The organism is Verrucomicrobiia bacterium (assembly GCA_023953615.1).
GTDB lineage: Bacteria > Verrucomicrobiota > Verrucomicrobiia > Limisphaerales > JADLHS01 > JADLHS01.
In genome coordinates this window covers 1,452,346-1,466,581 of sequence record JAMLJH010000001.1, presented here as the reverse complement: position 1 = coordinate 1,466,581, position 14,236 = coordinate 1,452,346, and the positions used below count along the sequence as shown (strand labels likewise).

Genomic DNA, 14,236 nt, shown 5'->3' with positions numbered 1-14,236 from the left:
TTTTAAGCTTCCGGACTTATGAGAAAGTTGTTTTTACACGTTGCGCTGATGGCCTTGGGTTTGAATTTCATCCCGTTGACCGGCCCGGCGCAAATTGTCGAGAAGATGGCGGATTTGAATATTGCGAACAGTGGGCCGGGCGGGCCGTTGGACCGACTCACGCAGGTCGGGACCAACCTGTGGTTCACTACGGAAAAGGGCGGTGTGTTTGATCCCCGTGGCACCATCTCGCGTTACGATTTGGTAACACACGAGGTGGAGGTGGTGGCCAGTTTGGGCAACGATCAAGGGGCCTCGCCAGAAAGTTCGTTGTTGGTCATTGATGATGAAGGTTACTTCACCACCAAGAGCGGTGGGACGGGAAACGCTGGGACGATTGCCAAAATCAACCTGACCAATGGCATCGTCACCGTGCTTTACGACTTTCCGCAAAACAACGCGGAGAACCGTGCGAACGGAGTGCAAACCGGGGCCACGTCGCGCAGCGGCCTGATCCGAATCGGAGATGAATTGTGGGCCACGACTTCGGGTGGCGGTATTTCTAATCGTGGCACAATTGTAAAATACGATTTGAACAGCGGCCTGACGTCGCTCGTAACCAATCTTGATGGTCCGCAGCTTGGTGGACAGGCATTTGACGGCTTTACGGCGGCGGGAACAAACGGGTGGTATTTCACCACGTTTACTGGTGGCAGCACTTTTGCCACTGAGGGACTGACGCTGGGAGCGGGAATTTTGGGACGGCTGACTTTCGATGCCGAAGGCGAAGCGGTGATTTCCCGGGTAATTGATTTGCCGGGCGGCTACACGCAATTCCCCGCGTTGGCCCCCACCTTGGTCGGCGACAACACGCTTTACTTCACCACCACCGGTCCCAACGATTCTCCCGGAGCGATCATTCGTTACGATATTGATACCGACACCTGGACGAATCTGTTCAGCTTTCCTCAGGCAACGGCGCTCGAAATTGGCTCGCGCCCCGGTTACAGCGGGTTGACCGAGTTTCGTGGTGATTTGTATTTCATCAATCGCTTGGGCGGCGCCAACGCCACCAGTCCAACCTCCACCGCCGGGACGGTGATGAAGTACAACATCGCTTCCAATACCGTCACCAAACTGGCTGATTTGGGCGGCCCAGTGGGACCTGAATCACTTGGCAGCGCCTCCGGCTTTTTCGGCAGCGGCACCCTCGTCGAGGAAAACGGGCGGCACTACATCTACTATCCGCTGACCGCGGGTGGAGCTTACAATAATGGCACCATTATTCGTATTGATCTGGCTGCGTTTCGCATCAAAATTGCGCCCGAGCCAGATCAGCAGATTCGCATCTCTTGGGATGGCGGTTACCCGCCGTTCACTGTGCAGCAGCGGACCGATCTGGTGGAAGGAGATTGGGTGGACGTGGCGCAAGGTTTGACGGATCACTTCCTTGTGTTGCCAGCCACCAATGGCGCCGCGTATTATCAGGTTATCGGTCAACCATGAGACGGATGCGGTCCATTGCTGTGTCACCCGGTCGCCCTTCGGCGCGACCGGGTTTCACGTTGATTGAGTTGCTGGTGGTGATCGCCATTATTGCCATTCTGGCCGCCCTGCTGTTGCCGGCGCTGGCGCGAGCAAAGGACGCGGCCTATCAGGTTAATTGCCAATCCAATCTGCGTCAGATTGGTATCGTGTATCACCTCTACAACGAGGATTTCGACGGTAAGCTGCCAACGAGCGTCATGTTGGGAAAGTCGAACTACCGTTACAGCACGGACACCAACAGCCTGCCGTATTACTTTAGACCGTATTGCCCGACGAATCGTGTCTGGATGTGTCCCGCCGGGCGCAAGGTTCTCACCAATGGCGTGAACTATGCCTGGTCACGCGCGCAAAACGTCGTGCGCGAGAGCGGCAGCCAGGCGGCATTTTTAAAAATGTCGCAGACCTTTGTCGTGTGGGACAATTACTGTTACACGCAGCCCTCGGTCTATAATATTCCTGAAATCAACAGCGGCCCGCCCGTCGCCAACCGGGTCAACTGGTATTACCCCCACAATAGTAAGAAGCGCATCAATTGGCTTTACCTCGACGGTCACACTGAAAATCGCGAACTCTGAAGTGCCACCCAACCATCCACCCCACTGAATCATGATGCTGCGTTTTCTACTGATGCTCCCGCTCTGGCTGGCGCTCACCACCTTCAGTCAGACCACGGCCACACCACAAACCGCCGCCCCCCGACAGGTCTGGGATCTTGCTGATGAACTGGAATTGACCAGCACTCAGCGCGACACCTTGTTTGAAATTCGCGACAGCTACGAAGCGGCGCGAGCCGCGGTGCGCGCGGCGGCAGCCACCAATGTCCCACCCGATAAATTGCGCGCCGCGCAGTTGAACTTGAATGACCAGTCGCGCCTGGCGAATCGGCGCATCGCCGAATTGTTGACATCCGCGCAGAAGGAGCGTTTAACGGAATTGCGCGCGGCCGAGCGTCAAGCCCGGGTCGGCGCGACCGCGTCGCGAACACCAATCACGGATTCCGCATCGTCAGAGGACGCGAACGCCGGGGCGGACGTGGACGGAACTCCGACCACTCGTAAAGTACCGCGAAAATTATTATCGGATGACGACTACCGCAACCTGGCTCGCGAATTGAGAGCGGCCTATTCCCAACCGATCGCAAACTGGCCAACGCCCACCTTGGATGAGGACGTGAAGCCGTACTTTGAAGAGCTGGGATTGCTCCCGCCCGTGGTTTTTCCCACGAACAACCCTTACTCGACTGCCAAGGCTGAGCTGGGCAAAAAACTGTTTTTCGATCCGCGCTTGAGCGGTTCGGGACAAATCAGTTGTTCGAGCTGTCACGATCCTGACCTGGGTTTTGCCGATGGGCGCACGGTTTCATTCGGACACGAACGCCTGGAGCTTAAGCGCAACGCACCCACCATCTTGAACAGCGCTTTCAACACAACCTTGTTCTGGGACGGTCGCGCCGGGTCACTTGAAAAGCAGGCAGCAGACGTGGTCAACAACGCCGACGAAATGCACTCCAGCGAGCATTTTGTTTATGAGAACCTCAATAAAATTCCGGGTTATCGGGATGAATTTACCGCCGCGTTCGGCTCCCCCGAAGTCACGCTCGAACGCTCCGTCCAAGCCATTGCCACGTTTGAGCGCACCGTGACGAGTCGCGGCAACAAGTTCGATACCTTTCTGCGCGGGGATACCAACGCACTCAGCGATGAAGCCCTCCGCGGCCTGCACTTGTTTCGTACCGACGCGCGCTGCGCCAACTGCCACAACGGGCCTAACTTCACTGACGGCAAATTCCACAACCTGGGCCTGACCTATTACGGACGAAAGTACCAGGACTTGGGACGTTACGAAGTCACCAAGGATCCGGCGGACGTGGGCAAATTCAAAACGCCGTCGCTGCGCAACCTTGCCCGCACCGCACCGTACATGCACAACGGCCTGTTTGATCTCGATGGCGTGTTAAACATGTATAACGCCGGAATGCCCACGGTACGTCCGCGCGCGAATCAAAAAAATGACCCGCTGTTCCCCGTCAAATCACCCCATCTGCAATCTTTGGGCTTGAACTCGCAGGACTTGGCCGATTTGAAAGCATTTTTGGAATCACTCACCGAGACGCGTCAGCGGATGCGCCCGCCGGAATTACCGCCAACCCTCGCTGCCCAACCCTGACTTGGCGCGCGCCTGACATAATTTTGCCGGAGCCGTTGAGTGCCAGACCGCTGACGCTTCGGGTTACCGGAACCTCAGATGTGGTCTGTCGTCCAGTCCCCGCGATCCGTCGCGGCTATGGTTCGAACTGTAACGGAGGTGGAGTTCCCGCCGACGGACGACAGATTTCCGCAGCGGTTAATTCCCGCAAATCGTTCACCAACCAGTCCGGCGCATGGAGTTGCAGTTCGGATCGCGTTGCGCCACCGGTAGCCACGGCGAGAACTTTTGCGCCGATCGCCCGACCGCATTTGATGTCCAAAGGCGTGTCTCCAATGACAATGATTTCCTCGCCCCGTAGTGGGCGGCCCAGCAGATTTGAGCCGCGCCACTGCGCCGCGCGCGCAATTTGATCGCGTGCTTCGTGATCGTCGGCGAACGCGCCGATGACAAACTCCGACCACAAATCGAAATGTCGCAGCTTGATTTCCGCGCCGAGCTGGATGTTGCCGGTCAGCAAACCCAGCGTGGGCGCGTCCGGCAGGGACTGGAGGCCGCGGATCAATTCCCAGACGCCCGGACAGGTGGCGGTTTCGCTGTGCGCCAAGATGTGATCCAGCCAGAAAACGTAGCTCGCGAAAAATTGCTCGAAGTGTGCCGCGTCCGGAGCAACTCCGTTCAAGTGAAAAAACTTTCGCACCAGGCCGATGTCCGTGCCGCCCGCAAAACGCATGTGTTCCATGCCCTGCGTGAGGCCAAATTCGGTCGCGAAGGTTTTGGCAAAAGCTTTGACGCCCGCGCCGCCGGTGTGAACCAGCGTGCCGTCAATATCGAAGAGAACAAGCTTGACCATTTAGCTCAGTGCTCGTGCCGTGGCTTCCAGGCTGGCGACATCGGCGACATTCAGCAGTTGCGCCTCTTTGTTGATGCGCTTCATGAAACCGGACAACGCGGTGCCCGGCCCCAGCTCGATGAAGCGCGTGAATCCCTGCGCGAGCAGGTAACGCATGGAATCCTCCCAGCGCACGGAAGAGGTCACTTGTTCAATCAAACGCGCCGCCACCTGATCGGGAGTGGTGTGTGGCTCCGCCGTGACGTTGGAAATCACCGGCACTGATGGCGCGGAAAGAGTGATGCGCTCGAGTTCGGCCTGTAATTTGGGTTGCGCGCCGGCCATGAGTGGCGAGTGATACGCACCCGCCACGGGCAGCGGGATCGCGCGCTTCGCGCCCCTGGCTTTGGCCAGTTCGCAGGCTTTGCTGATGCGGTCCGTTGCTCCGGAAATGACGATTTGGCCGGGACAATTCAGATTGGCCAAAGTCACTCCCGCTTCCGTGCAAGCGGCGCGCGTGGCTGCCGCGTCCAAACCAATGATGGCCGCCATGCCGCCTTGCGTGGTTTCACAAGCCTCCTGCATGAATTGCCCGCGCTGCCGCACCACGCGCAACCCGTCGGCGAAACTCAATCCGCCCGCCGCCGTCAGCGCGGTAAACTCACCCAGCGACAAACCGGCCGTCGCGTCAAACTTCAGGTTCGGAACGGTTTCCTTGAGCAGTTCAAAGGCGATCCAACTGACCAGGAAAATTCCCGGTTGCGCGTTTTCAGTTTTGGTCAATTCGGCATCCGGTCCGTGAAAGCAAATGGTGGTCAGGTCGTAACCCAACGCGGCGTTGGCGCGGTCGAACCACGCTTGGGCGGTGGGGAATGCGGCGGCCAAATCTTTGCCCATGCCGACGACTTGGGCGCCTTGTCCGGCGAACAGCAATGCGGTTTTGTTCATAAAATCGGGCGGGCATTAAACACAAACGTAAGGAGCAACTAAAGGAGAGATTTACAGGGCGGACGCAACAGTGGGATATTTGTTGCATCACCATCAGCGTGACTACCGGCGCCCGCGGCTCGCAATGGAAAAAACCATGATCCTTGTTTCAACACAACCTTGAGGCAATACTGGCGGTGATGGAATTGCGTCACCGTCAGTATTTTATCGTCTCTAAGAAGGAGAATGGACTCGGCATTTCCGCAGCAAGTGCGCCAAGGCCGCAGACTTCTACCCCGTGTGTAACCCTAACTTTTGCCCGATGAAGATCATCGGAGATGTCCGCGAATACGCCGCTGAACCAGACGAAACCGAACAGGAAGCTCCGTAGAAGAAAATGAAAGAAAAATTCCGCAAGTTCGTGAGCTAGGATGGCGAACTTTACGCAAAGGCTTGAACTTAATAAAACTTCCCTCATGTCGCCCTATAAAGATTTCACCGCCCGGCTGAAGCTGCTCATCGGCAAGAATCCACGCCTTGTCACCACGACGTTGAGCAACATCTTCACGATGCGATTGATTGGAAACAAGACGCACGGCGACTTGGCGGAAATTGCGATTGCCGAGTTCATCAATCAGTTCATGTATGACTTCAAGTCGGTGCATGTCGGCAAAGACCTCTATCGGGCCAAAGAGCACGAAGAAGACATCAAGATTATCAATGAAATCACGAAGGCAGAGTTTCCCGTCAGCCTGAAGGCATACGGAGATGGACCACTGCAACTCTCCACCGACAAAAATTTTCAGATGTTTCCAAAACTCCAGGCGCTGGGAACACTGATTGAGGGCCGGGCACTGGTAAAGGTTTGGAACAATCCTGTTTTTGCTGAGTTTGGCAGCCTGAATGTCTTGCCGCTCATCTACGACGAGAAAAAACAGCGGTGCAACATCCTGGTCTTTGACTCCGAAACTGCCAGAAATCAGGTGACGCGCATCGCCTTGGAGGAGGCTGGGCATGGGCGCAAGCATCCAGTGTTTCGATTCTATGACGGCGATGGCGACTACGTTTGCGAAGTGCGCTACGGGAGTGCGACAGCCAACGCGCTGCAACGCGGACTCTGGACTCACACGAAGAACGGCCTGAAGTATTTTGAAAGCGTCACCAACGGCTGGATTGATTACGCGCACAATCTTGTCCTTGTGAAGTTGTTTTCTCTTGCTCTCGTGGCCACGAGCCAGGGCCATGCGGCCGCACTGAAAAAGCTCAAACAGGATATTGAGAAGCAGAAGAAGCAATCGAAATTGGCATGAGCACCTCTACCCTCAACTTGTTCCAAGACATCGTGGTGGATGCCCCCACGACCGAAGGGATCAAATACGCCGGTTCAAAACTCAAGCTGCTGCCCTACATCCTGCAACTGGTTCGGAAGGTAAAACCGCACACCGTGCTGGACGGATTCTCCGGCACAACACGGGTTTCTCAGGCATTGGCGCAAACTGGCCACCGTGTCATCGCTAACGATCTTTCGGTGTGGTCGGAGATTTTTGGAAAGTGCTACCTGCTCAATACGCATTCGCCAGAACACTACCAACCGCTGGTTGACCATCTCAACGCACTACCTGGACGAGATGGCTGGTTCACCGAACACTACGGTGGCGAACCCAATGGCGGTTGCTCGGTGAGCGATGACGGCCTCAAGAAGCCGTGGCAAAAGCATAACACGAGGCGACTGGATGCCATCCGCGAGGAAATTGACCGGCTCCCGGTCGCGGATATAGAGCGGGCCGTCTTGCTGTCGAGCTTGGTTCTGGCACTGGACGAAGTGGAAAGCACACTCGGTCACTTTGCCTCATACCTCAACGACTGGTCTCCGCGCTCCTACAACAAGCTGCACCTGCAAGTGCCGCAGTTGATTCCGCACACGGAAAAGCATTCCGTCCACCGGGGCGACATTTTTGACGTGCTGCCGCAAGCCGAAGCCGATCTCGCCTATTTCGATCCACCCTACGGCTCAAACAACGAGAAGATGCCCCCATCCCGGGTACGCTACGCTGCCTACTACCATTTATGGACGACGATTTGCCTGAATGACAGACCCTCGGTGTTCGGCAAGGCCAAGCGACGTGTGGACACTTCAGACACGGTGGCTTGTTCGCCCTTCGAGGAGTTTCGGCGTGGCGACTCAGGCCACTTTCTCGCGGTCGAGGCGATTGCACGATTGCTGCGCGAAGTTCGCGTACAGCACATCATCCTTTCCTATAGTTCCGGCGGACGCGCGACTGCGGAGGAATTGAACCAGGTGATTTCGTCAGTTGGTCGAGTTGTCGAAGTATTGGAGATCGATTACCGGAAGAACGTCATGGCCGGAATGCGTTGGACAAACGAGTGGATTTCTGAGGCCGAGACGCCCAATAGAGAGTTCCTTTTTTTAATTCAGAAATCCTGAACCGCATCCATCGCGTTGTTTTCGCCCAGTCGGATTGTATTATCGTCATCAGCGTGACCGCTGGTGGCCTCTGCCTGCGATGGGGAAAAATTATGATTCTTGCTTGAGACAGCTGTGGCTCACTCTTTCTTCGCTCCGAGCTTTGCATCAAGTGAGAAGCGGCCCGCACCGGCGACCAGCAGCACTACGAAGCTGCCGAGGTAGATGAACGCGAGTTCGCCGCTGGCGGGACCGGAGAGGGCGGCCTTATGTACGACGAAGAAGGCGACGCTCATCAGGAACGTCTGGACCAAGGCCGCCGCGCGAGTGAACGCACCGACGATGATCAAGAGCGCGCCAGCAACTTCTGCGAAGAGGGCGAGCGTCAGACTGGGGCTGCCGCCGAGGCCAATCGGATCCGGGAACTTGCCGGCCATCTCCGGGAAATTATTGAGCTTGGTCCAACCGTGCAGAAGCAGGAGCGACAGCCCGAGCCACAGTCGCAGTACAAGCAGGCCAACATCGGTGCTGCGCGGAAGAAAATCGAGCTGAAGGAGTTTACGTATCTTCATTTATTTTAAGATTGAGTGTGTATTCAGGCTGACATGGTAATAGCAGTCGCCCGGGCAAACGAACGCCTCATGGTTGCTAAAGTTGCACGAGGGCGAGGCGCACGGGCGCTGGGCCGGCGTTCCAACTGTCATGGCCCCGCCCCCGAGTGTCGGTGGTCAGGATGCAAGTGCCCGGACGCAGAGTAAACTTGGTTCCGTCGCCCGCTTCATACCCCATCTCGCCGGCGAGGCAGATGACCCATTGTTCCGTGGGGCTGGGATGCCAGCCGCCATGCCAGCCGACCGGCAATTCGACGGTCACGAACGCTTTTGCATCCGCCGCGCGAGAGACAAACATGGGCGGCGCCGGCGGCGCAAACTCGACCACCGCCAACTCTTGGGTGAAGTCGAGGTTGACCCGAGAGACTCCGTTCTCGTCGGCATACAGTTGAAGAAAGGTCGAGCTTGGCATGAGGAACTCTGAGTGCAGGGTTGAGCGACGTTTACTCGGTCGTCGAGATGATCTTGAAGTCCTTGAAATAACCTTCCGTTCCAATATCCACCCAAAGGCCAATGCTGCCGGCCTCCGGCTTCCCTTTCATTTCATTCACAACCAACGTCGGCTGTTTTTGCCCATTGAGATAAAGCGTCGCGCGGCGGCCAGCAACTTCAATTCTCATCGTGATCCATTCATCCAGTCCCACATCCGCCCGAGTTTCAAATTCGCCGTTTGATTCTTTTCGCAACCGGTCGAATTTGTAATCCGGGTAGGCAAAGTATTGGACGGTGTGATTTCTGGTCGCCGGGTTGTCCGACCTGCCCACTCGGGGACGCAAATAAATGGATTCGAAGGCCGAATTGCTCTCATTGACCCGGAAGGCGACGCCGATGAATCCCTGCGCCATCGGAAATGGCGAGGGCGTTTGAATCCGACTCAACATCTTCACCTCGAACACACCGTCCTTGAACTTCAGCCCCTTCAGTTTCACATAGGTTGGCTCATCCACGGTCTGCGCGAGATTCTTGATGTCAAAGGGCAAACTCTTCAGGTCGCGCTCCACCTTCAAGACCTTCTCGCCATTGAGGATGACAATGGAGGCGTTCACCTGGGAAAGCTCAAACTCCTTGCCTTCCCATTCGATGGTTTGACCGAACGAGCCGAAGCTCGCAGTGACCAAGGCCAGTGTGGTGATGATGAATTTGTTCATGGGATTTGGTTTGGTTATGGGTTATGACGATCCTCACTTGACGGGTGAGAATGTGAAGCCAACCTCGCCGCCATGACCCTTCGCATAGGCGAGTTGAATGGTCAGCTCGGCGACGGGTTCGAGGTAACGCGCATTCGTGAGCAGGCCAGTGTCAAACGCGCTGAAACCGGCATCCTGGGCCAATTGCACAACCTCGGCGTTCGCCGCCGCATGATTGCCGGCGACCAGAACCGACGGCAGCGACTTCGCGCCGGAAACCGCCTTCGCGAGCACCTGAGCCAGCACCGTGTTGAACGCCTTGACGACGTGCGCCTGCGGGAAGGCGGCCTGCACGGCTTCGCCCGCCGATGTCGTGTGACCGATGGTTAGCGCCATGAAGTCCGGGGTGAGCGGATTGGTGACATCAACGAGGATTTTTCCAGCGAGACCGCCGATGTTGGCGGCCACCGCCGCGACCTCGGGAAACGGCACGGCGAGAATTACAGTGTCGGCGGACTTGGCAGCCTGGGCGTAGTCCGTGACCGAGAGGCCCGGGAATTTGGCGCGGGTCTGCTCCGGATGACGCGAACCCAGGGTGACGTTGTGCTTCGCGGCAAAGAGGCGGGCGAGATTGCCGCCGATGTTGCCGGAACCGATGATAGCGATATTTTTCATACGCCAGCATTATGCCGCAGCCGATCGGGTTTTGAGAAAGACCATGATTCTTGCCTCAGCATAACCAATGGGTATGCTCAATCGCGCATGGAACTGCGTCACCTCCGTTATTTCGTCGCCGTGGCGAAGGAGGAAAATGTATCGCGAGCGGCCCTGAAACTTCATGTCTCCCAGCCGGGATTGAGCCGGCAGATTCGGGACCTGGAGAACGAACTCGGCTTTCTCCTCCTGGAGCGGAGCGCCAAATCCGTGCGCCTGACTGAAGCGGGTCGGGTTTTTCTGGCCGAGTCGCAAGCGGTGTTGCGGCGGGCCGATGAGGCGGTTGAAGCCGCCCGTGCCGTCGCTTCCGGTCGGCGCGAGGAACTGAACGTCGGTTACGCCCCAATGCCCACGGTAAGATTTTTGCCGCCGGCCCTGCGCGCGTTTCAAAAGCAATTCGCGGGCGTCCGGGTGAGGTTGCATGACCTCTCGCCCGAGGCAATGCTGGCCGGTCTGCACGGCGGCCGATTACAGCTCGCCTTTCTCGTTCGCCCGACCCGCGCCATGCTGCGCGGCTTGCACTTCGAGGAGTTCGCCCGCGATCCGCTGCGACTCGCGGTCGGCAGCAATCATCCGCTGGCCCGGCTTCGTTCGATTTCAGTGAAGGAGATTAAAAACCATTCCTTGGTGGCGTATAACCGGAGAGAGTATCCCGAATATCATGCCTATCTCGGAGCGCTGTTTGGCGGAGTCAAAGCGCGCCCACCCATTATTGAAGAATGTGACGACGGAGTCGGTTTGGTGACGGCGCTGGAGATCGGCCCGGGGGTTGCGATCCTGCCGCAGAGCCTGGAGTTGACGGCGGGCCCGCGGATCAAACTCATCCCCATCACTCCCGCCCCCACTCCGCTGGTGATTGGCGCGGCTTGGTTGCCGAAACGAATAACGTCCGCCGCCGAACAATTTTTGCGGGTTGCGCGAGATTCCGCGAAGGGCAAACCGGGGAACTGAACTCAGCGATGCTTTACCGCCCCCCGTTTCTCCAGTGGCGCGGGAGGTAACGGGTTTCTTCCTCAGGAAGTATTCTGCAGGTATTGGGATTTCACATTGCACCCGGTGAGTTCTGGCTTTAGTCTCGGTGCGTAATTTCATGAAGCGCGGGTCAGTGGGAACAAAGCGAAAGCAAACCCTTCCAGTCTCCAAGTCGGCGGCACGCCGTTCCCGTGTCCAGATCAAAACCAAAGGCGCCGGGGCGGCGAATAAAAAGAGCCGGAAGCCGCGCGTCGCTCGCACGCTCCGTTCCCGAACCAAGGCAAAGTTCCCGGCGGCCCAACCGCCTCGGCGGATGGTTAAAAAAACCGGGCACGCCAAAATTCAAGCGAAGCTCAAACGCACGAAACGATCACAAACTAAAACCGCCAAGTCCGCGCGAGTCAAAACCAAGTCGCGTAAAGTGGTGGCAAAGCGGCGACTCACTCAAGGTCGCGGCCAGACGCGAATGGTGCGTTCCACACGAAGAGTTGCGCGACAAAAGCTGCCTAATTTTCTGATGGAAGATGACGCGCTCGAGTTCAGCGGAGCGGCCGGCGGGTTAACGGCTGGGTCGCAAACGGGCCAAACCGCGTCGGCCTTGCCGGAATCTTACGGCACGAGAAAGCTTTACCTGACGGTGCGTGATCCACATTGGTTGCATGCGCATTGGGATCTGCCGCGGGAGGAACAATTTCGCTACAACGCGCGTGCGATGGATCGGCATCTGGTGTTGCGCGTGCATGGTGCGGCTCCCGCCACTTCGCCCGTGGCCGAGTATCACGTAAATCCGGAATCCAAATACTGGTTCGTTCACGTTGAAGTCGCGGATGCGGTTTATCGCGTTGAACTCGGTTATTACCGATCTGGACGCCGCTGGAAGTCGCTGTTCTTTTCGATGCCGCAACGCACGCCGGCGGCGCAGATGGCTGCGGACTCCACGGTAAGGTTTGCCAAGGTTCCCGGGCCGGTGACTCGCGCGGAGATAAAACCCATGATGAACCGTCGCCCGACAAAAAGTCATGCGTTGGAAGCGGCGTTGGCAAAAATCCGCCCGCGCGGGCGTCCGTTCGCTTTGATTCAACCCCAACGGGAATGGGATGAGCAACAAGAGCAAGCTCTGAGGGAATATCTCAGTTCAACTCCAGCCATTGCGTCTTTGCTGATGGGTTTTTCGAATCCGACGAGTTGGGCCGATTGGGCGACAAGTTTCGGTTCGAGCGGCTTCAGTTCCACGACGACTTCCTCCTGGTCCAGGGCGGTTTGAATTTTTTACACCGCTGATCTCAATGGCGATTTTGGTTCAAGATGGATTTTCTCATTCCGGCGGTGGCGGATTTCGGGTAATGATGGCCGTGTAAATTTGTCGCCATGCCGGGTTATCTTGCCATTGTTCTCCACGCGCATTTGCCGTTCGTTCGGCATCCGGAGCATCCGAAATTTCTGGAAGAAAGCTGGTTGTTCGAGGCGATCACGGAATCGTATCTGCCTCTGTTGCGCGTTTTGGAGGGTTGGCATCGCGACCGGTTGAGCGCGCGTTTGACGCTGACTTTATCCCCGACGTTATGTGCCATGTTGCGAGACCCGCTATTGCAGGAGCGTTACGCGCAACGGCTGGAAGCGCTCGTCGCCCTGGCCAAAAAGGAGCTGCAGCGGACGCGTCGCGAACCGAAATTTCACCGGCTGGCGCAAGGGTATTACGCACAACTGACGGCTGCCCAAAAACTTTACCGGCAATTGCAGGGCGACTTGGTGGGACGATTTCGTCGGCTGCAAGAGCGGGGGCAGATTGAAATCATCACCACGGGCGCAACTCACGGTTTGTTGCCATTGATGGTGAATCATTCGCCGTCAATCCGGGCGCAAATCATGGTGGCGCGCGATCAGTATCGCGAATGTTTTGGTTGTGATCCGCGCGGGTTCTGGCTGCCCGAGTGCGCGTACGGCGATGGCCTTGAAACCCAACTGCAGGCGGCGGGGGTGCGCTGGTTTATTGTGGATGCGCATGGTTTGCTGCACGCCAAACCGCGGCCTCGATTCGGCGGGTTTGCGCCTATTTTGACGCCCAGTGGAGTTGCTGTGTTTGGTCGTGATCTAGAATCATCGCGCCAGGTGTGGAGTCGAACGGAAGGTTACCCCGGCGATCCGCGCTATCGTGATTTTTATCGCGACATCGGCTTTGATCTGGATTTCGATTACGTCCGACCGTTCCTGCCTTCGCCCGAGCATCGCGGTTTTACCGGGATCAAATATTATCGCATCACCGGCAGTCACCAGGAGAAGCAACCTTACGATCCGGCGGCGGCCAGTGCGGCCACGACCGAACATGCGCGACATTTTTTAAGCGCGCGGGTGGCGCAAATACAAAAGGTGGGGGCGATGTTGGATCGCCCGCCGCTGATCGTTGCGCCGTATGATGCGGAGCTGTTCGGTCATTGGTGGTATGAAGGGCCGGAGTTTTTGGATCGGTTGGTTCGCCGCGCCGTCAAGCAGCGGGAAATTCTCGGGCTGATCACGCCCGGGCAATATCTGGAGCTGCACTCCACCCACCAGGTGGCCATGCCTTCCGCTTCGAGCTGGGGCGACGCGGGTTACTATCGGGTCTGGTTGAACGACGGCAACGAATGGATGCACCGGCATCTGCAACCGGCGCAAGAGCGGATGAGTGAACTGGTCCGGAAGCATCCGCGTCCGGGCGTCTGGCAGCGGCGCGCATTGCAACAGGCGGCGCGGGAATTATTGCTCGCTCAGGCCAGCGACTGGTCTTTTATGTTGTCCACAAAAACCAGTGCGGAATATGCGCGCCGGCGCGTGGTCACGCATTTGCGCCGGTTCAATGAGTTGTACGCCCAGCTTCGCGCGCGCCGGTTAAACCGACCGTGGCTCGCCGAGTTGGAGTCGCACGACAATCTGTTTGCGGACGTGAACGTGCGCTATTGGGCGGAAGCCTGACGGCCCG

13 protein-coding genes and 1 pseudogene are annotated in these 14,236 nt (G+C 57.4%); 8 read left to right on the top strand and 6 right to left on the bottom strand.

Features of this window, described 5'->3' with window-relative positions:
* Positions 1-18: 18 nt before the first annotated feature.
* The 3 genes and pseudogenes from M9920_06140 (at position 19) to M9920_06130 (ending at position 3,693) form a co-directional block, all read left to right on the top strand.
* Positions 19-1,485: a hypothetical protein gene (locus M9920_06140; protein ID MCO5051864.1), complete on the top strand. Its 1,467-nt coding sequence runs from the start codon at positions 19-21 to the stop codon at positions 1,483-1,485.
* Positions 1,486-1,490: 5 nt separating this feature from the next.
* A pseudogene (locus M9920_06135) lies at positions 1,491-1,607 on the top strand (prepilin-type N-terminal cleavage/methylation domain-containing protein).
* 526 nt (positions 1,608-2,133) lie between these two features.
* The gene (locus M9920_06130; GenBank protein ID MCO5051863.1) at positions 2,134-3,693 is read left to right on the top strand and encodes a c-type cytochrome; all 1,560 of its coding nucleotides are present in this window, start codon (positions 2,134-2,136) and stop codon (positions 3,691-3,693) included.
* A gap of 115 nt (positions 3,694-3,808) precedes the next feature.
* Here the strand turns inward: M9920_06130 and M9920_06125 are convergent, their stop codons facing one another.
* Together M9920_06125 and fabD are read right to left on the bottom strand one after the other, a co-directional pair.
* A complete protein-coding gene (locus M9920_06125) occupies positions 3,809-4,525 on the bottom strand; it encodes an HAD hydrolase-like protein (protein MCO5051862.1) in 717 nt (238 codons plus the stop codon).
* Positions 4,526-5,452, bottom strand: coding sequence for an ACP S-malonyltransferase (gene fabD / locus M9920_06120; GenBank protein MCO5051861.1), 927 nt, complete (start codon positions 5,450-5,452; stop codon positions 4,526-4,528).
* Between the two features lie 455 nt (positions 5,453-5,907).
* Here fabD and M9920_06115 point away from each other — a divergent pair, with 455 nt between their 5' ends.
* Both M9920_06115 and M9920_06110 read left to right on the top strand, forming a co-directional pair.
* On the top strand, positions 5,908-6,741 hold the full coding sequence (locus M9920_06115) for a hypothetical protein (GenBank protein MCO5051860.1): 834 nt from the start codon (positions 5,908-5,910) through the stop codon (positions 6,739-6,741).
* 17 nt (positions 6,742-6,758) lie between these two features.
* A complete protein-coding gene (locus tag M9920_06110) occupies positions 6,759-7,877 on the top strand; it encodes a DNA adenine methylase (protein ID MCO5051859.1) in 1,119 nt (372 codons plus the stop codon).
* A 119-nt stretch (positions 7,878-7,996) separates the two neighbouring features.
* Here M9920_06110 and M9920_06105 read toward each other — a convergent pair whose 3' ends face one another.
* The 4 genes from M9920_06105 to M9920_06090 all read right to left on the bottom strand — a co-directional run bounded on the left by M9920_06105 (position 7,997) and on the right by M9920_06090 (position 10,269).
* The gene (locus tag M9920_06105) at positions 7,997-8,428 is read right to left on the bottom strand and encodes a DoxX family protein (GenBank protein ID MCO5051858.1); all 432 of its coding nucleotides are present in this window, start codon (positions 8,426-8,428) and stop codon (positions 7,997-7,999) included.
* 76 nt (positions 8,429-8,504) lie between these two features.
* Complete coding sequence (locus M9920_06100) at positions 8,505-8,879, bottom strand: cupin domain-containing protein (GenBank protein MCO5051857.1); 375 nt, start codon at positions 8,877-8,879, stop codon at positions 8,505-8,507.
* A 31-nt stretch (positions 8,880-8,910) separates the two neighbouring features.
* Positions 8,911-9,615, bottom strand: coding sequence for a DUF1080 domain-containing protein (locus M9920_06095; protein MCO5051856.1), 705 nt, complete (start codon positions 9,613-9,615; stop codon positions 8,911-8,913).
* 33 nt (positions 9,616-9,648) lie between these two features.
* Positions 9,649-10,269, bottom strand: a complete 621-nt coding sequence (locus tag M9920_06090) for an NAD(P)-binding domain-containing protein (protein ID MCO5051855.1) — start codon at positions 10,267-10,269, stop codon at positions 9,649-9,651.
* Positions 10,270-10,356: 87 nt separating this feature from the next.
* Between M9920_06090 and M9920_06085 the strand changes: the two genes are divergently transcribed.
* From M9920_06085 to M9920_06075, 3 genes are all read left to right on the top strand, one after another.
* Positions 10,357-11,259: a LysR substrate-binding domain-containing protein gene (locus M9920_06085; GenBank protein ID MCO5051854.1), complete on the top strand. Its 903-nt coding sequence runs from the start codon at positions 10,357-10,359 to the stop codon at positions 11,257-11,259.
* Between the two features lie 538 nt (positions 11,260-11,797).
* Positions 11,798-12,544: a DUF4912 domain-containing protein gene (locus tag M9920_06080; protein MCO5051853.1), complete on the top strand. Its 747-nt coding sequence runs from the start codon at positions 11,798-11,800 to the stop codon at positions 12,542-12,544.
* 104 nt (positions 12,545-12,648) lie between these two features.
* Positions 12,649-14,229, top strand: coding sequence for a DUF1957 domain-containing protein (locus M9920_06075; protein ID MCO5051852.1), 1,581 nt, complete (start codon positions 12,649-12,651; stop codon positions 14,227-14,229).
* Positions 14,230-14,236: the final 7 nt, after the last annotated feature.